This window comes from Enterobacter cloacae complex sp. I3 (assembly GCF_014896175.1).
GTDB classification, from domain to species: domain Bacteria; phylum Pseudomonadota; class Gammaproteobacteria; order Enterobacterales; family Enterobacteriaceae; genus Enterobacter; species Enterobacter bugandensis.
In genome coordinates this window covers 1-25,972 of sequence record NZ_JADBQZ010000026.1, presented here as the reverse complement: position 1 = coordinate 25,972, position 25,972 = coordinate 1, and the positions used below count along the sequence as shown (strand labels likewise).

25 protein-coding genes are annotated in these 25,972 nt (G+C 54.7%); 17 read left to right on the top strand and 8 right to left on the bottom strand.

The genetic code is table 11. The features are described from left to right. The first annotated feature begins 11 nt into the window (after window positions 1–11). From rseP to tilS, 13 genes are all read left to right on the top strand, one after another. Window positions 12–1,364 (top strand): sigma E protease regulator RseP, encoded by a 1,353-nt coding sequence (gene rseP, locus IM271_RS18760; RefSeq protein WP_136486589.1) that lies wholly within the window; start codon window positions 12–14, stop codon window positions 1,362–1,364. Window positions 1,365–1,395: 31 nt separating this feature from the next. Continuing rightward, window positions 1,396–3,813, top strand: coding sequence for an outer membrane protein assembly factor BamA (gene bamA, locus IM271_RS18755; RefSeq protein WP_028015584.1), 2,418 nt, complete (start codon window positions 1,396–1,398; stop codon window positions 3,811–3,813). 122 nt (window positions 3,814–3,935) lie between these two features. After that, on the top strand, window positions 3,936–4,430 hold the full coding sequence (gene skp / locus IM271_RS18750) for a molecular chaperone Skp (RefSeq protein WP_014882635.1): 495 nt from the start codon (window positions 3,936–3,938) through the stop codon (window positions 4,428–4,430). A gap of 3 nt (window positions 4,431–4,433) precedes the next feature. Further along, entirely contained in the window at window positions 4,434–5,459 is a 1,026-nt protein-coding gene (gene lpxD, locus IM271_RS18745) for a UDP-3-O-(3-hydroxymyristoyl)glucosamine N-acyltransferase (RefSeq protein WP_041911190.1), read from the top strand. Between the two features lie 102 nt (window positions 5,460–5,561). Further along, entirely contained in the window at window positions 5,562–6,017 is a 456-nt protein-coding gene (fabZ, locus tag IM271_RS18740) for a 3-hydroxyacyl-ACP dehydratase FabZ (RefSeq protein WP_010426706.1), read from the top strand. Between the two features lie 3 nt (window positions 6,018–6,020). Beyond that, window positions 6,021–6,809 (top strand): acyl-ACP--UDP-N-acetylglucosamine O-acyltransferase, encoded by a 789-nt coding sequence (gene lpxA / locus IM271_RS18735; protein ID WP_193052993.1) that lies wholly within the window; start codon window positions 6,021–6,023, stop codon window positions 6,807–6,809. Then, complete coding sequence (gene lpxB, locus IM271_RS18730) at window positions 6,809–7,957, top strand: lipid-A-disaccharide synthase (RefSeq protein WP_193052992.1); 1,149 nt, start codon at window positions 6,809–6,811, stop codon at window positions 7,955–7,957. Before lpxA ends, lpxB begins: the two co-directional genes overlap by 1 nt. Continuing rightward, a complete protein-coding gene (gene rnhB, locus IM271_RS18725; RefSeq protein ID WP_028015588.1) occupies window positions 7,954–8,550 on the top strand; it encodes a ribonuclease HII in 597 nt (198 codons plus the stop codon). Before lpxB ends, rnhB begins: the two co-directional genes overlap by 4 nt. A gap of 38 nt (window positions 8,551–8,588) precedes the next feature. Then, window positions 8,589–12,071: a DNA polymerase III subunit alpha gene (dnaE, locus tag IM271_RS18720; RefSeq protein WP_041911187.1), complete on the top strand. Its 3,483-nt coding sequence runs from the start codon at window positions 8,589–8,591 to the stop codon at window positions 12,069–12,071. Between the two features lie 12 nt (window positions 12,072–12,083). Then, complete coding sequence (accA, locus tag IM271_RS18715) at window positions 12,084–13,043, top strand: acetyl-CoA carboxylase carboxyl transferase subunit alpha (RefSeq protein WP_013095666.1); 960 nt, start codon at window positions 12,084–12,086, stop codon at window positions 13,041–13,043. A 100-nt stretch (window positions 13,044–13,143) separates the two neighbouring features. After that, on the top strand, window positions 13,144–15,276 hold the full coding sequence (locus tag IM271_RS18710; protein ID WP_193052991.1) for a lysine decarboxylase LdcC: 2,133 nt from the start codon (window positions 13,144–13,146) through the stop codon (window positions 15,274–15,276). 65 nt (window positions 15,277–15,341) lie between these two features. Beyond that, a complete protein-coding gene (locus IM271_RS18705) occupies window positions 15,342–15,731 on the top strand; it encodes a VOC family protein (RefSeq protein WP_028015591.1) in 390 nt (129 codons plus the stop codon). 58 nt (window positions 15,732–15,789) lie between these two features. Next, on the top strand, window positions 15,790–17,079 hold the full coding sequence (tilS, locus tag IM271_RS18700) for a tRNA lysidine(34) synthetase TilS (RefSeq protein WP_193052990.1): 1,290 nt from the start codon (window positions 15,790–15,792) through the stop codon (window positions 17,077–17,079). Between the two features lie 28 nt (window positions 17,080–17,107). Here the strand turns inward: tilS and rof are convergent, their stop codons facing one another. Both rof and IM271_RS18690 read right to left on the bottom strand, forming a co-directional pair. Beyond that, window positions 17,108–17,368 carry a Rho-binding antiterminator gene (gene rof, locus IM271_RS18695; RefSeq protein WP_028015593.1) on the bottom strand — a complete coding sequence of 87 codons (261 nt, stop codon included), beginning with the start codon at window positions 17,366–17,368 and terminating at the stop codon, window positions 17,108–17,110. Beyond that, complete coding sequence (locus IM271_RS18690) at window positions 17,355–17,555, bottom strand: YaeP family protein (protein WP_008501889.1); 201 nt, start codon at window positions 17,553–17,555, stop codon at window positions 17,355–17,357. Before IM271_RS18690 ends, rof begins: the two co-directional genes overlap by 14 nt. 196 nt (window positions 17,556–17,751) lie before the next feature. Here IM271_RS18690 and IM271_RS18685 point away from each other — a divergent pair, with 196 nt between their 5' ends. Genes IM271_RS18685 through nlpE form a run of 3 tightly spaced genes read left to right on the top strand, consistent with a single transcriptional unit; the run spans window position 17,752 to window position 19,449 of the window. Further along, entirely contained in the window at window positions 17,752–18,297 is a 546-nt protein-coding gene (locus IM271_RS18685; RefSeq protein WP_028015594.1) for a YaeQ family protein, read from the top strand. Further along, the gene (arfB, locus tag IM271_RS18680) at window positions 18,294–18,716 is read left to right on the top strand and encodes an alternative ribosome rescue aminoacyl-tRNA hydrolase ArfB (protein ID WP_028015595.1); all 423 of its coding nucleotides are present in this window, start codon (window positions 18,294–18,296) and stop codon (window positions 18,714–18,716) included. The genes IM271_RS18685 and arfB overlap by 4 nt, the downstream gene beginning before the upstream one ends. A gap of 34 nt (window positions 18,717–18,750) precedes the next feature. Beyond that, window positions 18,751–19,449, top strand: a complete 699-nt coding sequence (gene nlpE, locus IM271_RS18675) for an envelope stress response activation lipoprotein NlpE (RefSeq protein WP_045259503.1) — start codon at window positions 18,751–18,753, stop codon at window positions 19,447–19,449. A gap of 47 nt (window positions 19,450–19,496) precedes the next feature. On the opposite strand, the gene proS is transcribed toward nlpE, so the two are convergent. The 6 genes from proS to metN form a co-directional block, all read right to left on the bottom strand. After that, the gene (gene proS, locus IM271_RS18670; protein ID WP_028015597.1) at window positions 19,497–21,215 is read right to left on the bottom strand and encodes a proline--tRNA ligase; all 1,719 of its coding nucleotides are present in this window, start codon (window positions 21,213–21,215) and stop codon (window positions 19,497–19,499) included. Between the two features lie 112 nt (window positions 21,216–21,327). Continuing rightward, entirely contained in the window at window positions 21,328–22,035 is a 708-nt protein-coding gene (gene tsaA, locus IM271_RS18665; protein WP_041911179.1) for a tRNA (N6-threonylcarbamoyladenosine(37)-N6)-methyltransferase TrmO, read from the bottom strand. Continuing rightward, window positions 22,032–22,436 carry an Rcs stress response system protein RcsF gene (gene rcsF / locus IM271_RS18660; RefSeq protein ID WP_008501883.1) on the bottom strand — a complete coding sequence of 135 codons (405 nt, stop codon included), beginning with the start codon at window positions 22,434–22,436 and terminating at the stop codon, window positions 22,032–22,034. Before rcsF ends, tsaA begins: the two co-directional genes overlap by 4 nt. Before the next feature lie 106 nt (window positions 22,437–22,542). Further along, window positions 22,543–23,358, bottom strand: a complete 816-nt coding sequence (gene metQ, locus IM271_RS18655; protein ID WP_014168729.1) for a methionine ABC transporter substrate-binding lipoprotein MetQ — start codon at window positions 23,356–23,358, stop codon at window positions 22,543–22,545. A 40-nt stretch (window positions 23,359–23,398) separates the two neighbouring features. After that, entirely contained in the window at window positions 23,399–24,052 is a 654-nt protein-coding gene (locus IM271_RS18650) for a methionine ABC transporter permease MetI (RefSeq protein ID WP_003856130.1), read from the bottom strand. After that, window positions 24,045–25,076: a methionine ABC transporter ATP-binding protein MetN gene (gene metN, locus IM271_RS18645; RefSeq protein ID WP_028015600.1), complete on the bottom strand. Its 1,032-nt coding sequence runs from the start codon at window positions 25,074–25,076 to the stop codon at window positions 24,045–24,047. Before metN ends, IM271_RS18650 begins: the two co-directional genes overlap by 8 nt. A gap of 188 nt (window positions 25,077–25,264) precedes the next feature. Here metN and gmhB point away from each other — a divergent pair, with 188 nt between their 5' ends. Then, the gene (gene gmhB, locus IM271_RS18640) at window positions 25,265–25,831 is read left to right on the top strand and encodes a D-glycero-beta-D-manno-heptose 1,7-bisphosphate 7-phosphatase (RefSeq protein WP_028015601.1); all 567 of its coding nucleotides are present in this window, start codon (window positions 25,265–25,267) and stop codon (window positions 25,829–25,831) included. Window positions 25,832–25,972: the final 141 nt, after the last annotated feature.

The window sequence follows — 25,972 nt, the reverse complement described above, 5'->3', positions numbered from 1 at the left end:
CGGAAGGTTTTATGCTGAGCATTCTCTGGAATCTGGCGGCGTTCATTGTTGCACTGGGTGTACTGATTACCGTGCATGAATTTGGCCATTTCTGGGTTGCTCGCCGTTGCGGTGTGCGGGTAGAGCGATTCTCCATTGGTTTTGGCAAATCACTCTGGACGCGCACCGACCGTCACGGCACGGAATTTGTCATCGCCCTTATCCCGCTTGGCGGCTACGTCAAAATGCTCGACGAACGTGTTGAGCCTGTCGCTCCCGAACTGCGACACAGTGCGTTTAACAACAAAACCGTTGGACAACGCGCCGCTATCATCGCTGCCGGACCGGTAGCCAACTTCATCTTTGCGATTTTCGCTTACTGGCTGGTGTTTATCATCGGCGTCCCTGGCGTGCGTCCGGTAGTGGGGGATATTGCCCCTGACTCCATCGCGGCGAGTGCGCAAATTACCTCCGGGATGGAACTTAAAGCGATTGATGGCATCGAAACCCCTGATTGGGATGCCGTGCGACTGCAGCTGGTAGCCAAAATTGGCGATCCGCAGACAACTATCAGCGTATCGCCGTTTGGGTCAGACGTGCGTCAGGACAAAGTACTGGATTTACGCCACTGGCGTTTCGAGCCAGACAAAGAGGATCCCGTCGCTGCGCTGGGCATTCGTCCCCGCGGCGCGCAGATTGAGCCGGTATTAGCCGAAGTACAGGCAAATTCGGCGGCGAGCAAAGCGGGTTTGCAAGCTGGCGACAGGATCGTTAAAGTCGATGGTCAACCATTAACAGAGTGGATGACCTTTGTTACTCTGGTGCGCGATAATCCGGGGACGTCCCTCGCGCTGGAAGTTGAAAGGCAAGGCAGTCCGCTTTCGCTGACGCTGATCCCGGATACGAAGTCGGTCGGCAAAAAGGCAGAAGGGTTTGCAGGCGTTGTGCCAAAAGTGATCCCGCTGCCAGATGAGTACAAGACAATACGCCAGTATGGGCCGTTCAGCGCCATTCTTGAAGCCACGGATAAAACATGGCAACTGATGAAGCTGACGGTCAACATGTTGGGGAAATTGATAACCGGTGATGTGAAACTGAACAACCTCAGTGGGCCAATCTCGATTGCTCAGGGGGCTGGGATGTCAGCGGAGTTCGGGGTGATTTACTATCTCATGTTCCTCGCGCTTATTAGCGTGAACCTTGGGATTATCAACCTGTTCCCGCTTCCCGTTTTAGACGGGGGTCATCTGCTGTTTTTAGCGATTGAAAAGCTAAAAGGCGGGCCGGTATCCGAGCGAGTTCAAGACTTTAGTTATCGCATTGGCTCGATTTTGCTGGTGCTGTTAATGGGGCTTGCACTTTTCAATGATTTCTCTCGGTTGTAAGAGAGTTAGTTAGGAAGAACGCATAATAACGATGGCGATGAAAAAGTTGCTCATAGCGTCGCTGCTGTTTAGCAGCGCCACCGTATACGGTGCTGACGGGTTCGTAGTGAAAGATATTCATTTCGAAGGCCTTCAGCGTGTCGCCGTTGGTGCGGCCCTCCTCAGTATGCCTGTGCGCCCCGGCGATACGGTTAATGATGAAGATATCAGTAACACCATCCGTGCTCTGTTTGCCACCGGCAACTTTGAGGACGTCCGCGTCCTGCGCGATGGTGATACGCTGCTGGTACAGGTAAAAGAACGTCCAACGATCGCCAGTATCACTTTCTCCGGCAACAAGTCGGTCAAAGATGACATGCTCAAGCAAAACCTTGAAGCATCGGGTGTTCGTGTGGGTGAATCTCTGGACCGCACAACCCTTTCAGACATTGAAAAAGGTCTGGAAGACTTCTACTACAGCGTCGGTAAATACAGCGCCAGCGTGAAAGCGGTTGTCACTCCGCTCCCGCGTAACCGTGTTGACCTGAAGCTGGTCTTCCAGGAAGGTGTTTCTGCGAAGATCCAGCAGATCAACATCGTGGGTAACCACGCGTTCAGCACCGACGAACTGATCTCGACCTTCCAGCTGCGCGATGAAGTGCCGTGGTGGAACGTGGTTGGCGATCGTAAATACCAGAAACAGAAGCTGGCGGGCGACCTTGAAACCCTGCGCAGCTACTATCTGGATCGCGGTTATGCCCGCTTCAACATCGACTCGACTCAGGTCAGTCTGACTCCGGACAAGAAAGGTATCTACATTACGGTTAACATTACTGAAGGCGATCAGTACAAGCTTTCTGGTGTTGAAGTGAGTGGTAACCTGGCGGGGCATTCTGCTGAGATCGAATCGCTGACCAAAATTCAGCCGGGCGATCTGTACAGCGGATCCAAAGTCACCAAAATGGAAGACAGCATTAAGAAGCTGCTCGGCCGCTATGGTTATGCCTATCCGCGCGTACAAACTCAGCCGGAAATCAACGATGCGGATAAAACCGTTAAGCTGCACGTTAACGTTGATGCGGGTAACCGTTTCTACGTGCGTAAGATCCGCTTCGTCGGTAACGACACCTCTAAAGACTCCGTTCTGCGTCGTGAAATGCGTCAGATGGAAGGGGCGTGGCTGGGCAGCGACCTGGTCGACCAGGGTAAAGAGCGTCTGAACCGTCTGGGCTATTTTGAAACCGTAGATACTGAAACTCAGCGTGTACCGGGCAGCCCGGATCAGGTTGATGTCGTTTATAAAGTGAAAGAGCGTAACACCGGTAGCTTTAACTTCGGCGTGGGCTACGGCACGGAAAGCGGCGTGAGTTTCCAGGTAGGCGTCCAGCAGGATAACTGGCTGGGTACGGGTTACTCTGTTGGTATTAACGGTACCAAAAACGACTACCAGACCTACTCTGAGTTCTCCGTTACCAACCCATACTTCACCGTTGACGGTGTGAGCCTGGGCGGTCGTATCTTCTATAACGACTTTAAAGCGGATGATGCAGATCTGTCTTCCTACACCAACAAAAGTTACGGTGTGGACGGAACGCTTGGCTTCCCGGTTAACGAATACAACACCCTGCGAGCGGGCTTAGGTTACGTGCATAACGACCTGTCCAACATGCAGCCGCAGGTGGCGATGTGGCGTTATCTGGATTCCATCGGCCAGTCGGCGAGTACCTCCAGCGATGACAACGGTTTTGCTGCAGATGACTTCACCTTCAACTATGGCTGGACCTACAACCGTCTTGACCGCGGTTTCTTCCCAACGGAAGGCTCTCGCGTCAACCTGAACGGTAAGGTGACCATTCCTGGTTCCGATAACGAGTTCTACAAGGTCACGCTGGATACCGCGTCCTACTTCCCGATCGATGACGATCACAAGTGGGTCGTTCTGGGTCGTACCCGTTGGGGCTATGGTGACGGTATCGGCAGTAAAGAGTTGCCGTTCTATGAGAACTTCTACGCGGGTGGTTCAAGCACCGTGCGTGGCTTCCAGTCTAACAACATTGGTCCGAAAGCGGTTTATTACGGCGGTAATGATGAAGATAACTGCGCAAGCCGTGATCCAAAACAAGTATGTAGCTCTGATGATGCGGTAGGCGGTAACGCCATGGCCGTGGCCAGCCTGGAGTTCATCACCCCAACGCCATTTATCAGTGATAAATACGCGAACTCCGTACGTACGTCCTTCTTCTGGGATGCGGGTACGGTGTGGGATACCAACTGGGAGAATACTGCCCAGATGCGCGCGGCTGGCGTTCCAGACTATAGCGATCCGGGCAATATTCGCATGTCTGCCGGTATCGCATTACAATGGATGTCACCGCTGGGGCCGTTGGTCTTCTCCTACGCCCAGCCGTTTAAGAAATACGATGGAGACAAAGCGGAGCAATTCCAGTTTAACATTGGTAAAACCTGGTAATAATCCGCTGCAATGGAATGCGTTGGCAGTGTAGCGCTGACAACCGGCGATCGGTAAAACGGTCGCCTTGCCACGCAAAGAACGGTACCTTCTGGTGCCAATGGGATGGTAAGGAGTTAATTGTGAAAAAGTGGTTATTAGCTGCAGGTCTCGGTTTAGCGATGGCAACTTCTGCTCAGGCAGCAGACAAAATCGCAATCGTCAACATGGGTAATTTGTTCCAGCAGGTCGCTCAGAAAACAGGTGTTTCTGCGACTCTGGAAAACGAATTCAAAGGCCGTGCGAGCGAACTGCAGCGTATGGAAGGCGATCTTCAGTCCAAAATGCAGCGTCTGCAGCGTGATGGTTCTACCATGAAAGCAAGCGATCGCAGCAAACTGGAAAAAGACGTTATGGCTCAGCGCCAGACCTTCTCCCAGAAAGCGCAGGCTTTCGAGCAGGATCGTCAGCGTCGTTCTAACGAAGAGCGTGGCAAGCTGGTGACTCGCATTCAGACTGCTGTTAAAGCAGTTGCTGCCGATCAGAGCATCGATCTGGTTGTTGATGCGAACGCCGTTGCTTTCAACAGCAGCGATGTTAAAGACATCACCGCTGATGTTCTGAAACAGGTTAAATAAGTAATGCCTTCAATTCGACTGGCTGATTTAGCTCAGCAGTTGGATGCAGAATTACACGGTGATGGCGATATCGTCATCACCGCTGTTGCGTCCATGCAATCTGCTAAAGCTGGCACGATTACCTTCATGGTAAGCCCTAAGTACCGTGAACAACTGGCTCAATGCCAGGCGTCAGCTGTTGTTCTGACGCAGGACGATCTTCCTTTTGCCACTGGAAGCGCGCTGGTAGTGAAAAATCCCTACCTGACGTATGCACGCATGGCTCAAATTCTAGATACCACGCCGCAGCCGGCGCAGAACATTGCTGCCAGTGCAGCGATTGATCCGACGGCTAAGCTGGGTAACAACGTGGCCGTTGGCGCGAATGCGGTTATTGAATCTGGCGTTGAGCTGGGCGATAACGTCGTCATTGGCCCCGGATGCTTCGTTGGGAAAAATACGAAAATCGGCGCTGGCACCCGTTTATGGGCCAATGTGTCCGTTTATCATGAAGTTGAAATCGGCGAAAATTGCCTCGTCCAGTCCAGTACCGTGATTGGTTCTGATGGCTTTGGTTACGCGAACGATCGCGGTAACTGGGTTAAGATCCCGCAGCTTGGTCGCGTTATTATTGGCGATCGCGTGGAGATCGGGGCCTGTACCACGATCGATCGTGGTGCACTCGACGACACGATTATTGGCAATGGTGTTATCATCGATAACCAGTGCCAGATTGCGCATAACGTTGTGATTGGCGACAATACCGCGGTTGCGGGGGGCGTCATCATGGCGGGCAGCCTGAAAATTGGTCGTTACTGCATGATTGGCGGCGCGAGCGTGATTAATGGCCATATGGAAATATGCGACAAGGTGACGGTGACGGGCATGGGCATGGTAATGCGTCCTATCACTGAACCTGGCGTCTATTCCTCCGGTATTCCGCTGCAACCCAACAAGGTATGGCGTAAAACAGCAGCTCTGGTGATGAACATTGATGATATGAGCAAGCGACTCAAGTCTCTTGAGCGTAAGATCGATCAACAAGACTAAACGTCACCCGTTTAACGCTATCTTTCCCGGCCTGTCGGCTTTCTAATAAACCGGCAGGCCGTGTTATTATTGTTATCAGTACATTTTGACAGGAAGAGTATTTTGACTACTGACACTCATACTCTGCATATTGAAGAGATTTTAGAACTTCTGCCGCACCGCTACCCGTTTTTGCTGGTAGACCGTGTGCTGGATTTTGAAGAAGGTCGTTTTCTGCGCGCAGTGAAAAATGTTTCCGTGAACGAGCCGTTCTTCCAGGGACACTTCCCGGGTAAACCTATCTTCCCGGGTGTGTTGATTCTGGAAGCGATGGCTCAGGCTACCGGTATTCTGGCGTTTAAAAGCGTCGGTAAGCTGGAGCCGGGTGAACTGTATTACTTCGCAGGTATTGATGAAGCACGCTTCAAGCGTCCTGTCGTGCCTGGTGATCAGATGATCATGGAAGTCACTTTTGAAAAAACGCGTCGTGGCCTGACTCGCTTCAAAGGCGTAGCGCTGGTTGACGGCAAAGTTGTTTGCGAAGCGACGATGATGTGTGCTCGTAGCCGGGAGTCCTGATACGTGATTGATAAATCCGCCTTTATTCATCCTACCGCTATTGTGGAAACCGGTGCCATTATTGGCGCAAACGTCCACATTGGCCCGTTTTGTATTGTTGGACCCCATGTCGAAATTGGTGAGGGTACAGTACTGAAATCTCACGTTGTCGTGAATGGTCACACGACCATTGGCTGCAATAACGAGATCTATCAGTTCGCTTCCATCGGCGAAGTTAACCAGGATCTGAAATATGCTGGTGAGTCGACCCGTCTGGAAATTGGCGATCGTAACCGTATTCGCGAAAGCGTCACCATTCATCGTGGAACAGTGCAGGGTGGTGGGTTGACGAAGGTGGGCAGCGACAACCTGTTCATGGTGAATGCGCACATTGCGCACGACTGTGCCGTGGGCGATCGCTGTATTCTTGCCAACAACGCAACGCTGGCAGGACACGTATCGGTTAATGACTTCGCAATTATTGGCGGCATGACCGCAGTCCATCAGTTCTGCATCATTGGTGCACACGTGATGGTCGGCGGATGCTCCGGTGTGGCGCAGGACGTCCCGCCGTATGTGATTGCGCAGGGCAACCATGCCACGCCGTTTGGCGTGAACATCGAAGGCCTCAAGCGTCGTGGCTTTAGCCGCGAAGCGATTACTGCTATCCGCAACGCGTACAAGCTGCTGTACCGTAGCGGTAAAACGCTGGAAGAGGCGAAGCCGGAAATTGCCGAGCTGGCGAATAAGCATCCTGAAGTGAACGCGTTCATGGAGTTCTTTGACCGTTCCACGAGGGGTCTGATTCGTTAATGGTCGACAGTCGTCCGCTTACGATAGCCCTGGTCGCCGGAGAAACCTCCGGCGATATTCTTGGTGCAGGTCTCATCCGGGCGCTTAAGGCGCGCGTACCCAATGCTCGCTTTGTTGGCGTGGCTGGCCCGCTGATGCAGGCCGAAGGCTGTGAAGCCTGGTATGAAATGGAAGAGCTGGCCGTGATGGGCATCGTCGAGGTGCTGGGGCGCCTGCGACGCCTGCTGCATATTCGTGCCGATCTCACCCGCCGCTTTACCGAACTCAAACCCGATGTGTTTGTCGGTATCGATGCACCTGATTTCAACATTACCCTCGAAGGTAATCTGAAAAAGCAGGGCATCAAAACCATTCACTATGTCAGTCCGTCCGTCTGGGCGTGGCGACAGAAACGCGTTTTCAAAATCGGACGGTCCACCAATCTGGTGCTGGCTTTCCTGCCTTTCGAAAAAGCGTTTTACGACAGATTTAATGTTCCGTGCCGTTTTATCGGTCATACCATGGCGGATGCGATGCCGCTGGATCCGGATAAAAACGCGGCGCGCGACGTGCTGGGTATCCCGCATGATGTGCACTGTCTGGCGCTGCTGCCGGGCAGCCGTGGCGCAGAGGTCGAGATGCTGAGCGCTGATTTCCTGAAGACCGCGCAAATTATTCGCCAGACCTGGCCCGATCTTGAAGTGGTTGTGCCGCTGGTGAATGCCAAACGCCGCGAGCAGTTCGAGCGTATCAAAGCCGACGTTGCCCCGGATCTTCACGTTCGTCTTCTCGACGGGAAAGGGCGGGAAGCCATGTATGCAAGCGATGCCGCACTGCTGGCTTCCGGCACGGCAGCGCTGGAGTGTATGCTGGCGAAATGCCCGATGGTGGTCGGTTATCGCATGAAGCCGTTTACCTTCTGGCTGGCAAAACGTCTGGTGAAAACGGATTATGTCTCCCTGCCAAACCTGCTTGCCGGGCGCGAGCTGGTGAAAGAGCTGTTGCAGGATGAGTGCCAGCCGCAGGCGCTTGCGGATGCCCTGCTGCCGCTGCTGGCCAACGGCAAGACCAGCCACCAGATGCACGATACTTTCCGTGAACTGCATCAGCAGATCCGCTGTAATGCTGATGAGCAGGCGGCTGATGCAGTGCTGGAGTTAGCAAAATGATGGAATTTACTTATCCCCACACGCACCTTGTTGCCGGAGTGGATGAAGTCGGGCGCGGCCCGTTGGTCGGTGCCGTGGTGACCGCGGCGGTGATCCTCGATCCAACGCGCCCGATTATGGGTCTGAACGACTCAAAAAAACTCAGTGAGAAGCGCCGCCTGGCGCTGTTCGATGAAATTAAAGAGAAGGCGCTGGCGTGGAGCGTAGGGCGCGCAGAGCCGAATGAAATCGACGATCTGAATATTCTGCACGCCACGATGCTGGCAATGCAGCGAGCCGTTGCTGGCCTGAAGGTTGTGCCTGAATATGTGCTGATCGACGGTAACCGTTGCCCGGCGCTGCCGATGCCTTCGATGGCCGTCGTTAAAGGCGACAGCCGCGTCGCAGAGATCAGTGCAGCGTCTATTATTGCCAAAGTGACGCGCGACGCCGAAATGGCCGCGCTGGACCTCACTTATCCCGCGTATGGTTTCGCCCAGCATAAGGGATATCCAACGGCTTTCCATCTGGAAAAGCTGGCTGAACATGGCGCAACTGAACATCATCGGCGCAGCTTTGGCCCGGTGAAGCGCGCGCTGGGACTGGTGTCCTGAATCAAGACGCAAGCAATTAAGTAACGCGGGATCTGAAGATGGCTGAACCACGTTTCGTACACCTGCGGGTGCATAGCGACTACTCCATGATCGATGGGCTGGCAAAGACCGGGCCGCTGGTAAAAAAGGCGGCCTCGCTTGGCATGCCTGCGCTGGCGATCACCGATTTTACCAACCTGTGCGGCCTGGTGAAGTTCTACGGGACGGCGCATGGCGCGGGGATGAAGCCTATCGTCGGTGCGGATTTCCATGTGCAGAGCGATCTCATCGGCGATGAACTGACGCAAATCTCCGTGTTGGCGATGAACAATACGGGTTACCAAAACCTCACTCTGCTTATCTCAAAAGCCTATCAGCGCGGTTATGGGGCGCTGGGTCCGTGGATTGACAGGGAATGGCTGGCTGAGCTGAACGAAGGGCTGCTGCTGATCTCCGGCGGCCGTATGGGCGATGTCGGTAAATCACTGCTGCGCGGTAACAGCGCGCTGGTGGATCAGTGCGTCTCGTTCTATGAAGAGTACTTCCCGAATCGTTACTATCTGGAGCTGATTCGCACCGGCCGCCAGGATGAAGAGAACTATCTGCACGCTGCTGTCGCACTGGCAGAAGAGCGCGGCTTGCCTGTGGTGGCAACGAATGACGTGCGTTTTCTGGAGTCCGGCGATTTTGACGCGCATGAAATTCGCGTCGCTATCCATGATGGCTTCACTCTCGACGATCCAAAGCGTCCGCGGAACTACTCATCGCAGCAGTATATGCGCAGCGAAGAGGAGATGTGCGAGCTCTTCTCCGACATTCCGGAAGCGCTGGAAAACAGCGTAGAGATTGCCAAGCGATGTAACGTGACCGTGCGCCTCGGCGAATACTTCCTGCCGCAGTTCCCGACCGGGGACATGACCACGGAAGATTTCCTGGTCATGAAATCGAAAGAAGGTCTGGAAGAGCGTCTCGAATTCCTGTTCCCGGATGAAGAAGAGCGTAAAAAACGTCGTCCGGAGTATGACGAACGCCTGGATATTGAACTCCAGGTGATTAACCAGATGGGCTTCCCGGGCTACTTCCTGATTGTAATGGAGTTTATCCAGTGGTCGAAGGATAACGGCGTGCCGGTAGGTCCAGGCCGTGGCTCGGGTGCGGGCTCACTGGTGGCGTATGCGCTGAAAATTACCGACCTCGATCCGCTGGAATTTGACCTGCTGTTCGAACGTTTCCTTAACCCGGAACGTGTTTCCATGCCCGACTTCGACGTCGACTTCTGCATGGAAAAACGCGACCAGGTGATTGAGCACGTGGCCGATATGTACGGTCGTGACGCGGTTTCGCAGATCATTACCTTCGGTACCATGGCGGCGAAAGCGGTTATCCGCGACGTGGGCCGCGTGCTGGGCCACCCGTACGGTTTTGTCGATCGTATTTCAAAGCTGGTGCCGCCCGATCCGGGCATGACGCTGGCAAAAGCCTTTGAAGCCGAACCTCAGCTGCCGGAAATCTACGAAGCTGATGAAGAGGTAAAAGCGCTGATCGACATGGCGCGCAAGCTGGAAGGCGTGACGCGTAACGCCGGTAAGCATGCGGGGGGCGTGGTTATCGCCCCGACCAAAATCACCGACTTTGCGCCGCTCTACTGCGACGAAGCGGGCCAGCACCCGGTCACCCAGTTCGATAAAAACGACGTGGAATACGCCGGGCTGGTGAAGTTCGACTTCCTCGGCCTGCGCACGCTGACCATCATCAACTGGGCGCTGGAGATGATCAACGCCCGCCGCGAGAAGAACGGCGAGCCGCCGCTGGATATTGCGGCCATCCCGCTGGATGACAAGAAAAGTTTCGACATGCTGCAGCGCTCGGAGACGACAGCCGTCTTCCAGCTTGAATCCCGCGGCATGAAAGATCTGATTAAACGCCTGCAGCCCGACTGCTTCGAAGATATGATCGCGCTGGTGGCCCTGTTCCGTCCGGGCCCGCTGCAGTCAGGGATGGTGGATAACTTTATCGATCGTAAACACGGGCGCGAAGAGATTTCCTACCCGGACGTACAGTGGCAGCATGAAAGCCTGAAACCGGTGCTGGAGCCGACCTACGGCATCATCCTGTATCAGGAACAGGTCATGCAGATCGCCCAGGTACTTTCCGGCTATACCCTTGGCGGCGCGGACATGCTGCGTCGTGCGATGGGTAAGAAAAAGCCGGAAGAGATGGCCAAGCAGCGCTCCATCTTTGAAGATGGGGCGAAGAAAAACGGCGTCGATGGCGAACTGGCGATGAAAATCTTCGACCTGGTGGAGAAATTCGCCGGGTACGGATTTAACAAATCTCACTCCGCCGCCTATGCTTTGGTTTCTTATCAAACGCTGTGGCTCAAGGCCCACTATCCCGCTGAGTTTATGGCGGCGGTAATGACCGCCGATATGGACAACACTGAGAAGGTGGTTGGCCTGGTGGACGAGTGCTGGCGCATGGGGCTGAAGATCCTGCCGCCGGATATTAACTCGGGTCTGTACCATTTCCACGTTAACGATGACGGGGAGATCGTCTACGGGATCGGCGCGATCAAAGGCGTGGGTGAGGGGCCGATCGAGGCGATCATCGAAGCGCGTAATAACGGCGGCTACTTCCGTGAGCTGTTCGATCTGTGCGCCCGTACCGATACCAAAAAACTGAACCGCCGCGTGCTGGAAAAACTGATCATGTCCGGCGCGTTTGACAGGCTGGGGCCACACCGTGCCGCGCTGATGAACTCGCTCGGCGATGCGTTGAAAGCGGCCGATCAGCATGCAAAAGCGGAGGCCATTGGCCAGGCGGATATGTTCGGCGTGCTGGCGGAAGAGCCAGAGCAGATCGAGCAGTCCTATTCCAACTGCCAGCCGTGGCCAGAACAGGTGGTGCTGGATGGAGAGCGGGAAACGTTAGGTCTGTACCTGACGGGGCACCCGATCAACCAGTATCTTAAAGAAATTGAGCGCTATGTCGGCGGCCACAGGCTCAAAGACATGCATCCGACAGAACGTGGTAAGATCACCACGGCTGCGGGGCTCGTGATTGCTGCAAGGGTAATGGTCACCAAGCGCGGCAATCGTATCGGCATCTGTACGTTAGATGACCGTTCCGGGCGTCTGGAGGTGATGCTGTTCACCGACGCGCTGGATAAATACCAGCAATTGCTGGAAAAAGACCGCATACTTATCGTCAGCGGACAGGTCAGCTTTGATGACTTCAGCGGGGGGCTTAAAATGACCGCCCGCGAAGTGATGGACATTGACGAAGCCCGGGAAAAATATGCTCGCGGGCTTGCTATCTCGCTGACGGACAGGCAAATTGATGACCAGCTTTTAAACCGACTCCGTCAGTCTCTGGAACCCCACCGCTCGGGGACCATTCCAGTACATCTCTACTATCAGAGGGCGGATGCACGTGCGCGGTTGCGCTTTGGTGCAACGTGGCGTGTCTCTCCGAGCGATCGTTTACTGAACGATCTCCGTGGCCTCATTGGTTCGGAGCAGGTGGAACTGGAGTTTGACTAATACAGGAATACTATGAGTCTGAATTTCCTTGATTTCGAACAGCCGATTGCTGAGCTGGAAGCGAAAATCGATTCTCTGACAGCGGTAAGCCGTCAGGATGAAAAACTGGATATTAACATCGACGAAGAAGTGCATCGTCTGCGCGAAAAAAGCGTAGAGCTGACGCGCAAAATCTTTGCCGATCTCGGCGCATGGCAGATCGCGCAGCTGGCGCGTCATCCACAGCGTCCGTACACCCTGGATTATGTCCGCCTGGCGTTTGACGAATTTGACGAACTGGCAGGCGATCGCGCATACGCTGACGATAAAGCTATCGTTGGCGGTATCGCGCGTCTGGATGGACGTCCGGTGATGATCATTGGTCACCAGAAAGGCCGTGAAACCAAAGAGAAGATCCGTCGTAACTTCGGTATGCCAGCACCAGAAGGCTACCGTAAGGCCCTGCGTCTGATGGAGATGGCTGAGCGTTTCAATATGCCAATCATCACCTTCATCGACACGCCGGGTGCATACCCAGGCGTAGGCGCGGAAGAGCGCGGCCAGTCTGAAGCTATCGCACGCAACCTGCGCGAGATGTCTCGCCTGAAGGTACCGGTCATCTGTACCGTTATCGGTGAGGGTGGTTCCGGCGGTGCGCTGGCGATTGGCGTGGGCGATAAAGTGAATATGCTGCAGTACAGCACCTATTCCGTTATCTCCCCGGAAGGCTGTGCGTCCATTCTGTGGAAAAGCGCCGACAAAGCGCCGCTGGCCGCTGAAGCGATGGGCATCATTGCGCCGCGTCTGAAAGAGCTGAAGCTGATCGACACCGTTATCCCGGAACCGCTGGGCGGCGCGCATCGTAAGCCGGAAGTGATGGCTGCTTCCCTGAAAGCACAGCTGCTGGCCGACCTGGCCGATCTGGACGTCCTGAGCAAAGAAGACCTGCTCAACCGTCGTTACCAGCGTCTGATGACCTACGGTTACGCGTAAGCTTCACAATTATCTGAAAAGCCGCACATTGTTGCGGCTTTTTTTATACCTGCCGTTTACCTTAACTATGCTTAGCTAATGTTTTTCAAGGAGGTAGACCGTGAACATCATTGCCATTATGGGGCCGCACGGCGTCTTCTATAAAGACGAGCCCATCAAGGAGCTGGAGCAAGCCCTGCAGTCGCGCGGGTATCAGCTAATCTGGCCGCACAACAGTGCCGATCTGCTAAAGTTCATCGAGCATAACCCGCGTATCTGCGGCGTGATCTTCGACTGGGATGAATATGACCTCGAACTGTGCAGCGATATCAACAAGCTGAACGAATATCTCCCGCTGTACGCCTTTATTAATACCCACTCAACCATGGACGTCAGCGCCAATGATATGCGTATGGCGCTGTGGTTCTTTGAATATTCGCTCGGCGTGGCGGACGACATTGCGACCCGAATTCAGCAATACACGAATGAATATCTCGATAACATTACGCCACCGTTTACCCGGGCGCTCTTCACCTATGTGAAAGAGGGGAAATATACCTTCTGTACGCCAGGGCATATGGCGGGAACGGCCTACCAAAAAAGCCCGGTGGGCTGCCTGTTCTATGATTTCTTCGGTGGCAACACGCTGAAAGCGGACGTGTCCATTTCTGTGACCGAATTAGGCTCTCTGCTGGATCATACCGGACCGCATCTGGAAGCCGAAGAGTACATCGCCCGCACCTTTGGGGCCGAGCAGAGCTATATGGTGACCAACGGCACCTCGACCTCGAACAAAATCGTCGGGATGTACGCCGCGCCAACCGGAAGCACGTTGCTGATTGACCGTAACTGCCATAAATCGCTGGCGCACCTGCTGATGATGAGCGACGTCATCCCGATCTGGCTGTCACCCACGCGTAACGCGCTCGGTATCCTCGGCGGCATTCCGCGCCGGGAGTTCACGCACCAGGCCATCGAAAGTAAGGTTGCGGCGATCCCCGATGCAAGTTGGCCTGTCCATGCGGTGATCACCAACTCGACCTATGACGGTCTGCTGTATAACACGAACTGGATCAAGCAGACGCTGGACGTACCGTCGATCCACTTCGATTCCGCGTGGGTGCCCTATACCAACTTCCACCCGATTTACTCGGGCAAAAGCGGGATGAGCGGCGAGCGCGTGCCGGGCAAGGTCTTTTTCGAAACACAGTCGACGCACAAAATGCTGGCCGCGTTTTCGCAGGCTTCGTTAATCCATATTAAAGGCGAGTACGACGAGGATACGTTTAACGAAGCCTTTATGATGCACACCACTACCTCACCGAGCTATCCGCTGGTGGCCTCTATCGAGACGGCGGCGGCGATGCTGCGCGGCAATCCGGGTAAGCGCCTGATTAACCGCTCGGTGGAACGGGCGCTGCATTTCCGTAAAGAGGTCCAGCGGCTGAAGGATGAGGCCGACGGCTGGTTCTTCGATATCTGGCAGCCGGAAGAGATCGACGAGGCGGAGTGCTGGCCCGTCGCGCCGGGAGAGAGCTGGCACGGCTTCCGGGATGCCGATGCGGACCACATGTTTCTCGATCCGGTTAAGGTGACGATCCTGACGCCGGGGATGGACGAACAGGGCGTGATGGGCGAGGAGGGGATCCCCGCCGCGCTGGTAGCGAAGTTCCTTGACGAGCGCGGCGTGGTGGTGGAAAAAACCGGTCCTTACAATCTGCTGTTCCTGTTCAGCATCGGAATCGATAAAACACGGGCGATGGGGTTGCTCCGCGGGCTGATGGAGTTCAAGCGCGCCTATGATCTCAACCTGCGGGTGAAGAACATGCTGCCGGATCTCTACGCGGAAGATCCTGACTTTTACCGCAACATGCGCATTCAGGATCTGGCCCAGGGGATCCACCGGCTGATCCGCCAGCACGATCTGCCGCGCCTGATGCTCCAGGCGTTTGACGTCCTGCCTGACATGAAGCTGACGCCGCACAAGGCCTGGCAGCGGCAGGTGAAAGGCGAAGTCGAAACCGTTGAGCTGGAAAACCTGGTTGGCCGCGTATCGGCCAACATGATCCTGCCGTATCCGCCGGGCGTGCCGCTGCTGATGCCGGGTGAGATGATCACCGAGGAGAGCCGGGCGGTGCTCGATTTTCTGCTGATGCTCTGTTCGGTAGGACGTCACTATCCAGGCTTTGAAACGGATATCCACGGCGCGAAACGCGATGAAAACGGCGTGTACTGGGTGCGAGTCCTAAAATAAAGGTGACCGCTTGCCAGGTGTGGGTTTTCGGTTGTAACGTTCAGGCATCATAAAAAGGAGAAGCTATGCTGGGTTTAAAAGCGGTTCACCATATTGCGATTATCGCCACCGATTATGCGAAAAGTAAGGCCTTCTACTGCGACATTCTTGGGTTTACGCTCATGAGCGAGGCCTACCGCGAGGAGCGTGACTCCTGGAAGGGCGATCTCGCGCTAAACGGGCAGTATGTGATTGAGCTGTTCTCTTTTCCTTTCCCGCCTTCGCGTCCGTCCCGTCCGGAAGCCTGCGGACTGCGTCATCTGGCTTTCAGCGTTGATGACCTTGATAGCGCAGTAAAACACCTGGAAGCGCACGGCGTGACGTGCGAGGCGATTCGCGTCGATCCGTTTACCGACAAGCGGTTTACCTTTTTTAACGACCCGGACGGCCTGCCGCTGGAGCTTTATCAGCAGTAATCTTCGTCCTGTGTGATAATGCCCGCTCAGTTCGGGCATTTTTTATGTGTAATCCCCTATGACCTTACCCGCTATCGCACACGCCGTTTCACCGTACCGCCAGCTGCTGGTGGGGTTTAGCGGTGGTCTGGATTCCACCGTCCTGCTGCATCGGCTTAAGCGCTGGCGCGACCAGGCGCCTGACGTCCAGCTGCGGGCGATACATATTCATCACGGATTAAGTCCTCACGCGGAGGAGTGGGTGGCGCACTGCGAAGCCTTGTGTGCGGCCTGGGCGATCCCGCTTCTCGTCGAGCGCGTCACGCTTGAGGAAGAAGGGCTGGGCATTGAGGCGCAGGCGCGTAAAGCCCGCTATGCCGCGTTTGCCGGGGCATTGCAGCCCGGCGAAGCGTTGGTGACGGCCCAGCATCTGGACGATCAGTGTGAAACCTTTCTGCTGGCGCTTAAGCGGGGCAGCGGACCCGCGGGGCTTTCCGCCATGCCGGCGCGTTCAGAGTTTGCCGGGACGCAATTATTACGGCCGCTGCTTGGCGAGACCCGCGCGTCGCTGGAAGCCTGGGCGCGGGAACATCAGCTGAGCTGGATCGAAGATGAGAGCAACCAGGACGACAGCTACGATCGTAACTTCCTGCGTCTGCGCGTCCTCCCGCTTTTAAGCGAGCGCTGGCCGCATTTCGCCGACGCGACGGCAAGAAGCGCCATGCTGTGTGCCGAACAGGAAAGCCTGCTGGATGAGTTACTCAGCGAGGAGCTGTCTGACCTGATTTCAGAAGACGGTGCGCTGGCAATTGCGCCTCTGGAGGCGATAAGCCCGGCGCGTCGGGCCGCGCTGTTACGTCGCTGGCTCGCCACTCATCATGCTGCGATGCCGTCGCGGGCAATGCTGAGCCGTATCTGGGACGAAGTCGCGCAGGCGCGGGAAGATGCTTCCCCCTGCGTACACCTGAGTGGATATGAGGTCAGACGCTATAAAGGCAAACTCTGGTGGGTAAAATACTCGCCCTCGCTGACCGATGTGGTGCTCCACTGGACCTCACCAGAGGCACCGCTGATATTGCCCCAGGACACGGGGAGTGTCTCTCTGATGCCGACTGGTCATGTGCGTCTGCCAAAGCCCGGTGAACCCGTCAGCGTGCGCTTTAAGGCTGGCGGCTTGCTGCATATCGTCGGACGCAACGGGGGACGGAAGCTGAAAAAGATATGGCAGGAGTACAACGTGCCGCCGTGGCTGCGCGACACCACGCCGCTGCTGTTCTACGGTGAAACGCTGATTGCTGCTGCAGGGGTGTTCATCACGGAAGAGGGGTGGACAGAAGAGGGTGCCAGCTTTGAGTGGCGGAAAGCGTAACGGGCAGCCCGGCTGCCCGTTAATGTCATCAGGATTCGCTCACCACGACGGTGCCGATTTGCGGATGGCTGAAGCTGGCTATTTTGTCCAGACGCAGCTCGCGCGTCGCACCGGCATCTTCCACGACCAGGTATTCCACATTCTTGCGAGAAAGCAGATCGCTGGCCTTCGCCTTCAACACTTCGCCATCTTTTAGCTCCAGCGTCAGTATTAAATGATGCTGGCAGGCGAGTTCGAGGTTGTCATAGTCATCACAATTGATGGGTTGATAAGTATCATTCATCGACATAATCGCTCACCAGTAAATTCGCCGCAGCATACGCTGCTTTTTCCCTGACCGACTCTGAAAGGCTCTCATCAGAGGCCACTTCATTAAGCACCTTCAATACACAGCCCAACGCGTCCGGGACATACCCCAGATCTCCGCTGGCGATTTCCGCATACCGTTTGCGAATTAACTCACAATAATTATTCACATCCCCTCCCGCCAGCGCACTGACTTACTGTGAGATATCATTAAGCCTACGAAGATAAACTCGGTTTAGCAAGGTGACTATACCATACTCATTTAAGCAATATCAGCGCCTTGAAAGCGGTGTATTTATTACTCAGTAACAGCCTTTTGCCTCCGTTTTCGCTACAATGTGCGGCTGATTCGAATGGAGTTCTCTCATGGCGCTGAAAGCGACAATTTATAAAGCAGTGGTCAACGTGGCCGATCTTGATCGCAACCAGTTTCTGGACGCGTCGCTTACGCTGGCACGCCACCCCTCCGAAACACAGGAGCGTATGATGCTGCGCCTGCTGGCGTGGATTAAGTATGCTGATGAACGACTGCAGTTTACCCGTGGGTTAAGTGCGGAAGACGAGCCTGAAGCCTGGCTGCGCAACGACCATCTGGGGATCGATTTATGGATTGAACTCGGTCTGCCGGACGAGCGCAGGATTAAAAAGGCGTGTACTCAGTCTGCGGAAGTGGCGTTATTCGCCTATAACCAGCGCGCGGCGGAGATTTGGTGGCAGCAAAATAAGAATAAATGCGCGCAGTTTAAAAATCTCGCCGTCTGGTATCTGGATGATGAACAGCTGGCGCAGCTGAGCGAGTTCGCCAGCCGGACGATGGCGCTGCAGGCAACGATTCAGGACGGAGCCATCTGGCTTTCTGATTCTCAGAATAATCTGGAAATTCATCTGACAGCCTGGCAGCCTGCGCCATGATCGTCTTGTCCCGAAGCGTCAGCATCCCTGATAGCGAGCTGGAGATCGCCGCCATCCGTGCTCAGGGCGCGGGCGGGCAGCACGTCAACAAGGCGTCGACGGCTATCCATTTGCGTTTTGACATTCGGGCCTCAAGCCTGCCAGAGTATTATAAAGAAAGTCTGCTTGCCGCCAGCCATCACCTGATCACCAGCGATGGCGTGATTGTGATCAAAGCCCAGGAGTACCGCAGCCAGGAATTAAACCGGGAAGCGGCGCTAGCCAGGCTGGTGGCGGTCATCAAAGAGTTAACGGCAGTACAAAAAAGCCGCCGGGCAACGCGGCCAACCCGCGCATCGAAAGAGCGTCGGCTGTCCTCGAAAGCCCAAAAATCCACAGTGAAAGCATTACGCGGTAAAGTTCGTCGCCCGATGGAGTGACGAAAGGGAACACAATTTTCATAAGGAATTCATTGTGAAAAAAGCATTATTTTCAGCGCTGGCAGTGAGTACATTGTTTGCGCTTTTCGGGTGTAACAACCGTTCTGAAACGCAGGTTTTGCAGCCAGCGCAGAATGAAGAGTTAAAGCCAATGCAGCAGAGCTGGCGTGGCGTATTGCCTTGCGCGGACTGCGAAGGCATTGAAACGTCACTGTTCCTGCAAAAAGACGGTACCTGGGTGATGAACCAGCGCTACCAGGGCGCGAAAGAACCCTCTTCATTTGCCACCTACGGGACATGGGCGCGTACGGCGGAGAAGCTGGTCCTGACGGATACCTCCGGTGACAAAACCTGGTTCCGCCCTAAAGGTGAGAACATGGAAATGCTCGACCGGGAAGGCAATCCGATTGAATCCCAGCTCAACTACACGCTGACGCCGGTGAAAGCGTCGCTGCCAGCCACGCCAATGGCGATGCGGGGGATGTATTTCTACATGGCGGATGCGGCGATCTTTACTGACTGCGCTACCGGTAAGAAAGTCAGCGTGGCAAACAATGCGCAGCTTGAACGTGATTACGCCGTGGCGCGCGGCAATGACAGCAAGCCGGTATTGCTGACGGTTGATGGCCACTTTACGCTGGAGCCAAACCCGGATAGCGGGGAGATGGTGAAAACGCTGGTGGCAGATAAAGACGCGAAGTTTGTCGCGGGTAAAGACTGTAACAGTAAATAAATTGACGTTGAGCCATTAAAAAACCCCGCCAGAGCGGGGTTTTTTGTTTAGCCTTTGATGGCTTTCACCAGGTAATCAAGAATATCGCCGGTCTTGATCATCTGTTTTTCGCCGCTGCGACGGTATTTGTATTCAATCTCATCGCTGTCGAGGTTACGGTCGCCGATGACGACGGTGTGCGGGATACCGATCAGTTCCATATCGGCAAACATCACGCCCGGACGCTCTTTACGGTCATCCATCAGCACTTCGATACCCTGAGCGCGCAGCTCGGCGTACAGCTTCTCGGCCAGCTCCTGCACGCGGTAAGATTTGTGCATGTTCATTGGCAGAATGGCCACCTGGAACGGCGCGATATTGTCCGGCCAGACGATGCCGCGCTCGTCGTAGTTCTGCTCGATGGCCGCAGCCACCACGCGCGTTACCCCGATACCGTAGCAGCCCATGGTCAGGATCTGGTTACGGCCATCTTCACCCTGAACGGCGGCGTTCAGCGCACGAGAGTATTTATCACCCAGCTGGAAGATGTGGCCCACTTCGATACCGCGCTTGATCATCAGCGTACCCTGGCCGTCCGGGCTTGGGTCGCCTGCAACCACGTTACGGATGTCTGCCACTTCTGGCGTCGCCACGTCGCGATCCCAGTTAATGCCGAAGTAATGTTTACCGTCGATGTTAGCACCCGCGGAGAAGTCGCTCATTGCAGCAACCGTGCGGTCAATAACGACAGGAACCGGCATATTCACCGGACCGAGAGAGCCTGGGCCAGCATTCACGACGGCGCGGATTTCCGCTTCCGTGGCGAACGTCAGCGGGCTGGCGACCTGCGGCAGCTTTTCGGCTTTCACTTCGTTCAGTTCATGATCGCCACGCACCAGCAGGGCAACCAGCGGGTAAGCGCTGCCTTCGGTGGATTTCACCAGCAGCGTTTTCACGGTTTTTTCGACTGGCAGACTGAACTGCTCAACCAGCTCGGCGATGGTTTTCGCATTTGGCGTATCAACCAGCGTCATCTCTTGCGTTGCCGCGCCGCGAGGTTCTTTTGGTGCCAGCGCTTCTGCAAATTCGATGTTCGCCGCGTAGTCTGAAGAGTCAGAGAAGATCACATCGTCTTCACCGCTCTGCGCCAGAACCTGGAACTCATGGGACGCGCTACCGCCGATGGAGCCGGTATCAGCCTGCACAGCGCGGAAATCCAGACCCATGCGGGAGAAGATTTTGCTGTAAGCCTCGTACATTTTGTCGTAGGTCTCTTGCAGCGATTCCTGTGACGTATGGAAAGAGTAGGCATCTTTCATCAGGAATTCGCGAGAGCGCATCACGCCGAAACGTGGGCGCACTTCGTCACGGAACTTGGTCTGGATCTGGAAGAAGTTCAGCGGCAGCTGTTTGTAAGAGCTCAGCTCATTACGAATCAGATCGGTAATGACTTCTTCATGCGTTGGACCGAGAACGAACGGACGCTCGCCGCGATCGACGAAGCGCAGCAGTTCTGGGCCATATTGCTCCCAACGACCGCTCTCCTGCCACAGGTCAGCGGGCTGAACCACGGGCATGGACACCTCGATAGCACCGGCGTTGTTCATCTCTTCACGCACGATGTTTTCGACTTTTTTCAGGACGCGCACGCCGGTCGGCAGCCAGGTGTATAACCCGGAGGCCAGCTTGCGGATCATCCCGGCGCGCAGCATCAGCTGATGGCTGATTACTTCGGCGTCGGCAGGTGTCTCCTTCAGAGTGGAGAGCAGATATTGGCTAGTACGCATGTTGTTACGGTTCCATTTCGACGATTGGAACAGGCTGAAACGCCAGCCTGACACAAAAAAAGTGGTTTAGTTTACCAGTGTGGCAAAGATGCCAAAAGAGAGGAGAACAAAATTACCTGGGTTCAAGGGCAAACACTTCGAAACCTGCCCCAGTGACGCGCCAGCGCACGTTAAAATCCAGCAGCCAGACGGCGTACGTCTTTCCTGCTTCCTCTTCTTTACGGTAGGCCGGACGGGGGTCCTGTGCCAGAACTTCAGTGATGAAATGCCGTAAGCGAGGATAGCGTTTCTCCAGCTGACTCAGCTGTAAGGCTATCTCAGGCGTAAACGAGACTGGCATATCCGCCTGCGGTGCGTCCTGAGCGTAGCTTGCACGCGCATTCGGGAGGGATTCGGCGAAAGGCAAATAGGGTTTAATGTCGATAACCGGCGTGCCGTCAACCAGGTCCAGGCTGCCCAGCTCAAGGATGACCTGATCCTTCTGGCAACGTATGCCTTTCAGTTCAACCAGCGACATCCCGATCGGATTGGGGCGGAAGGTCGAACGAGTCGCAAACACGCCCATTCTCGCATTTCCGCCCAGGCGCGGGGGACGCACGGTGGGACGCCAGCCGCCTTCCATTGTCTGGTGAAAAACAAATACCACCCATAAGTGACTGAAAGACTCGAGCCCGCGTACCGCATCGGCCTGGTTATAAGGTGCCTGAAGATGAAGCTCGCCGCTGCCGCTGGTGACCAGACCGGGCTGGCGGGGCACGGCGAACTTCTCTTTATACGGAGAGTGGATAACGCCTATTTGCTCAAACTGAAATGCACTCATTTCGCCGTAATGTTCAGCGCAGAACCGATGCAAACCGCCTGACGGTAGCAGCCCGGCGTGCCGCTGGTGACTTCGCAGCTGTGCAGCAGCACCGCGTTAGCTTTCATTTTTGCGGCGTTAATCTGCATGCGTTTACGCGCAGTCGGGATATTCGGTGGAGAGTCCTGATTGGTTGCCTGACAGGATTCACCGCTCACTTCACCCAGTTCACGGAACGGTTTGCCGACCAGTTCGTCAGCCTTAGTGATAATGCGAACCGGCGCAGGGCGAACCACTTTCGGTTTTGCAGGCTCTGTTTTTGGCGGGGTTGCCGTGCTTTGAACGGGTTCAACAGGAGATCTGCTTAGCATAGAACAGCCGCTCAGCATGAGTGCTAAAAGACAGATCGGTAAAGCACGCATAATAATTCCTCAATGGATAATCAAAACGTCAGATATTGAATCAGGTGACTGCACAAATGACAAGACGGGCATAAGCCCGTCCTGATGATATTACACTGAGGTGAGATTACCAGCCTTTAACAGCGCCGCCGTTAAACACTTTGTTGGCTTCCTGGTAAACTTCGTCTGACTGATAGGCCTGTACGAACTTCTTCACGTTTTCCGCGTCTTTGTTATCTTCGCGAGTCACGATCAGGTTAACGTACGGAGAGTCTTTATCTTCAACGAAGATACCGTCTTTCGCTGGCGTCAGGCCAATCTGGCTGGCGTAAGTGGTGTTGATAACGGCCAGGGCAATCTGCGCATCGTCCAGAGAACGCGGCAGCTGCGGTGCTTCCAGTTCAACAATTTTCAGATTTTTCGGGTTCTCGGTGACATCCAGAACGGTTGGCAGCAGGCCAACGCCGTCTTTCAGTTTGATCAGGCCCACTTTCTGCAGCAGCAGCAGGGAGCGTCCGAGGTTGGTTGGATCGTTAGGCACGGCTACCTGAGAACCCGGCTGCAGTTCGTCCAGCGATTTAATTTTCTTGGAGTAGCCTGCAATCGGGTAGACGAAGGTGTTACCCACGCCAACCAGCTTATAGCCGCGATCTTTGATCTGCTGATCCAGGTATGGCTTATGCTGGAAGGCGTTGGCGTCGATATCGCCTTTGCTCAGCGCTTCGTTCGGCAGAACGTAATCGTTGAAGGTTACGAGCTCAACGTCCAGACCGTATTTTTCTTTCGCCACTTTCTGAGCAACTTCAGCAACCTGCTGTTCTGCACCTACGATAACGCCCACTTTAATATGGTTTGGATCTTTTTCGTCCTGACCGCAACCCACCAGTGCCAGAGATCCAATCAGCGCGCCTACTGCTGCAAAGGTCTTTAATTTAAACGCCATGTTTTATCCTTAACTCGTCGAGTTTGTGTTGTGTGTAACGTTATTTGTGAGTAACAGCCCGGACGATGCGATCGCCAGAGAACTGGATTAAGTAAACCAGAACAACCAGCAATACCAGAACGGTATTCATCACGGTAGCGTTATATCCAATATAGCCGTACTGATAACCAATCTGTCCTAAACCGCCAGCGCCTACGGCACCGCCCATCGCGGAATACCCTACCAGAGTAATAAGCGTAATCGTTGCCGCGTTCACCAGGCCCGGCAGTGCTTCAGGCAGCAGAACCTTGCGGACGATCTGCATAGGTGTTGCCCCCATTGCACGAGAAGCTTCAATCAAACCGGTTGGGATCTCCAGCAGGGCGTTCTCCACCATACGGGCGATAAACGGCGCAGCGCCTACGGTCAGCGGAACGATAGCCGCCTGCAGACCAATCGATGTGCCGACGATCACGCGGGTAAAAGGAATCATCCACACCAGCAGAATAATAAACGGGATGGAACGGAAGATATTCACCAGCGCGGAGAGCGTACGGTAGAGCTTCGCGTTCTCAATGATTTGACCCGGACGCGTCACGTACAGCAGTACGCCTACCGGCAGGCCAATCACAAAACCAAAGAAACCCGATACAAAGGTCATTGCCAGCGTTTCCCAAACGCCGCGAACCAGTAGCCACATCATCGGCTCAGACATAACCCAGTACCTCTACTTTTACATGATGTTCTTGCAGCCAGGCGATTGCGGCCTGGGTTTCTTCTTGAGTGCCGTGCATTTCCGTCAGCATGATGCCGAACTTCACGCCACCGGCGTAATCCATCTGCGCGCTAATAATGTTGTTGTTCACGTTAAAGCGACGCGCGGTTTCGGAAAGCAGAGGGGCATCAACGGACTGACCGGTGAATTCCATACGCAACATCGGGACGCTGTCCGCCGTTGCCTCGGTTTTCAAACGCTCCAGATAATCTTCTGGAATATCCAGATGCAGCGTGGACTGAATAAACTGCTGCGCCAGCGGCGTTTTCGGATGGGAAAATACTTCGCTTACCGTGTCCTGCTCGATCAGTTCACCGTTGCTAATGACCGCCACGCAGTCGCAGATGCGTTTCACCACGTCCATCTCGTGCGTAATAAGGAGGATCGTCAGGCCCAGGCGACGGTTAATGTCCTTCAGCAGTTCCAGAATAGAACGTGTGGTGGCCGGATCCAGTGCGCTGGTAGCTTCGTCGCACAGCAGTACTTTTGGGTTGCTGGCTAGCGCGCGGGCAATAGCAACACGCTGCTTCTGCCCACCGGACAGATTTGCCGGGTAGCTATCATGCTTATCACCCAGACCCACGAGGTCGAGCAGTTCGGTAACGCGACGCTTCACTTCTTCTTTCGGCGTGTTATCCAGCTCCAGCGGTAAGGCGACGTTGCCGAACACCGTGCGGGAAGCCAGCAGGTTAAAGTGCTGGAAGATCATGCCAATTTGACGGCGCGCTTTGGTGAGTTCTTTTTCTGAAAGGGCGGTAAGTTCCTGACCGCCAACTTCTACGCTGCCCTGGGTTGGGCGCTCAAGCAGGTTAACACAACGGATCAGCGTGCTTTTACCCGCACCCGATGCGCCAATGACGCCATAAATTTGACCAGCAGGAACATGCAGGCTGACGTTGTTCAGCGCCTGAATGGTTCGGTTCCCCTGCTGGAACACTTTGGTGATATTGGAAAGTTTAATCATTAGATTATTTTTATCGTATGTAAGTTAGCCGTGGCATTTTCTTCTGCCAGATACGGGTGATGACCGTAAACAAAACGGATGTTAAGGCATCCAGACGTCTAAATCAATCCAACTCTGTACGATGAGCACTTTATTGCGCTGCGATTCATGAGATACTAGCTCAACAGGCCTTTTTCAGGAGCAAACCGGTGGCAAAATCAGTACCCGCAATTTTTCTCGACCGTGATGGCACTATTAATGTGGATCACGGTTATGTGCATGAGATCGATGAATTCGAATTTATCGACGGCGTTATAGAGGCAATGCGCCAGCTAAAAGAGATGGGCTATGCGCTGGTGGTCGTAACGAACCAGTCCGGCATCGCGCGCGGTAAGTTCACCGAAGCGCAGTTTGAGACGCTGACGGAATGGATGGACTGGTCGCTGGCCGATCGCGGGGTCGATCTTGATGGCATTTACTACTGCCCGCACCACCCGCAGGGAACGGTAGAAGAGTATCGTCAGACCTGCGACTGCCGTAAACCGCATCCGGGCATGTTTAACTCTGCGCAGGAGTTCTTGCACATTGATATGGCTGCTTCTTATATGGTGGGCGATAAGCTGGAAGATATGCAGGCAGCGGCAGCGGCGGGAGTGGGTACCAAAATATTAGTGCGTACCGGTAAGCCCGTAACGCCAGAAGCAGAAAGTGCAGCGGATTGGGTGATTAATAGTCTGGCAGAGCTGCCAAAAGAGATAAAAAAGCATCAGAAATAGCCTTTTTGGCGAAAAGGTGAGCGGTCGAAATAAAAATGCATATTTCCGCTTGTCATTCCTCGGCAGCTCCCTATAATGCGCCTCCATCGACACGGCGGATGTGAATCACTTCACAGTTAACCCGGTCGGTTGAAGAGAAAA

Coding starts and splice junctions, on each gene's coding strand:
- IM271_RS18705 (WP_028015591.1), top strand. CDS start 15,342: ATGCTGGGTTTAAAAGCGGTTCACCATATTGCGATTATCGCCACCGAT.
- rcsF (WP_008501883.1), bottom strand. CDS start 22,436: ATGCGTGCTTTACCGATCTGTCTTTTAGCACTCATGCTGAGCGGCTGT.
- lpxD (WP_041911190.1), top strand. CDS start 4,434: ATGCCTTCAATTCGACTGGCTGATTTAGCTCAGCAGTTGGATGCAGAA.
- metQ (WP_014168729.1), bottom strand. CDS start 23,358: ATGGCGTTTAAATTAAAGACCTTTGCAGCAGTAGGCGCGCTGATTGGA.
- tilS (WP_193052990.1), top strand. CDS start 15,790: ATGACCTTACCCGCTATCGCACACGCCGTTTCACCGTACCGCCAGCTG.
- rnhB (WP_028015588.1), top strand. CDS start 7,954: ATGATGGAATTTACTTATCCCCACACGCACCTTGTTGCCGGAGTGGAT.
- rof (WP_028015593.1), bottom strand. CDS start 17,368: ATGTCGATGAATGATACTTATCAACCCATCAATTGTGATGACTATGAC.
- accA (WP_013095666.1), top strand. CDS start 12,084: ATGAGTCTGAATTTCCTTGATTTCGAACAGCCGATTGCTGAGCTGGAA.
- bamA (WP_028015584.1), top strand. CDS start 1,396: ATGGCGATGAAAAAGTTGCTCATAGCGTCGCTGCTGTTTAGCAGCGCC.
- IM271_RS18650 (WP_003856130.1), bottom strand. CDS start 24,052: ATGTCTGAGCCGATGATGTGGCTACTGGTTCGCGGCGTTTGGGAAACG.
- IM271_RS18685 (WP_028015594.1), top strand. CDS start 17,752: ATGGCGCTGAAAGCGACAATTTATAAAGCAGTGGTCAACGTGGCCGAT.
- lpxB (WP_193052992.1), top strand. CDS start 6,809: ATGGTCGACAGTCGTCCGCTTACGATAGCCCTGGTCGCCGGAGAAACC.
- metN (WP_028015600.1), bottom strand. CDS start 25,076: ATGATTAAACTTTCCAATATCACCAAAGTGTTCCAGCAGGGGAACCGA.
- arfB (WP_028015595.1), top strand. CDS start 18,294: ATGATCGTCTTGTCCCGAAGCGTCAGCATCCCTGATAGCGAGCTGGAG.
- tsaA (WP_041911179.1), bottom strand. CDS start 22,035: ATGAGTGCATTTCAGTTTGAGCAAATAGGCGTTATCCACTCTCCGTAT.
- dnaE (WP_041911187.1), top strand. CDS start 8,589: ATGGCTGAACCACGTTTCGTACACCTGCGGGTGCATAGCGACTACTCC.
- proS (WP_028015597.1), bottom strand. CDS start 21,215: ATGCGTACTAGCCAATATCTGCTCTCCACTCTGAAGGAGACACCTGCC.
- rseP (WP_136486589.1), top strand. CDS start 12: ATGCTGAGCATTCTCTGGAATCTGGCGGCGTTCATTGTTGCACTGGGT.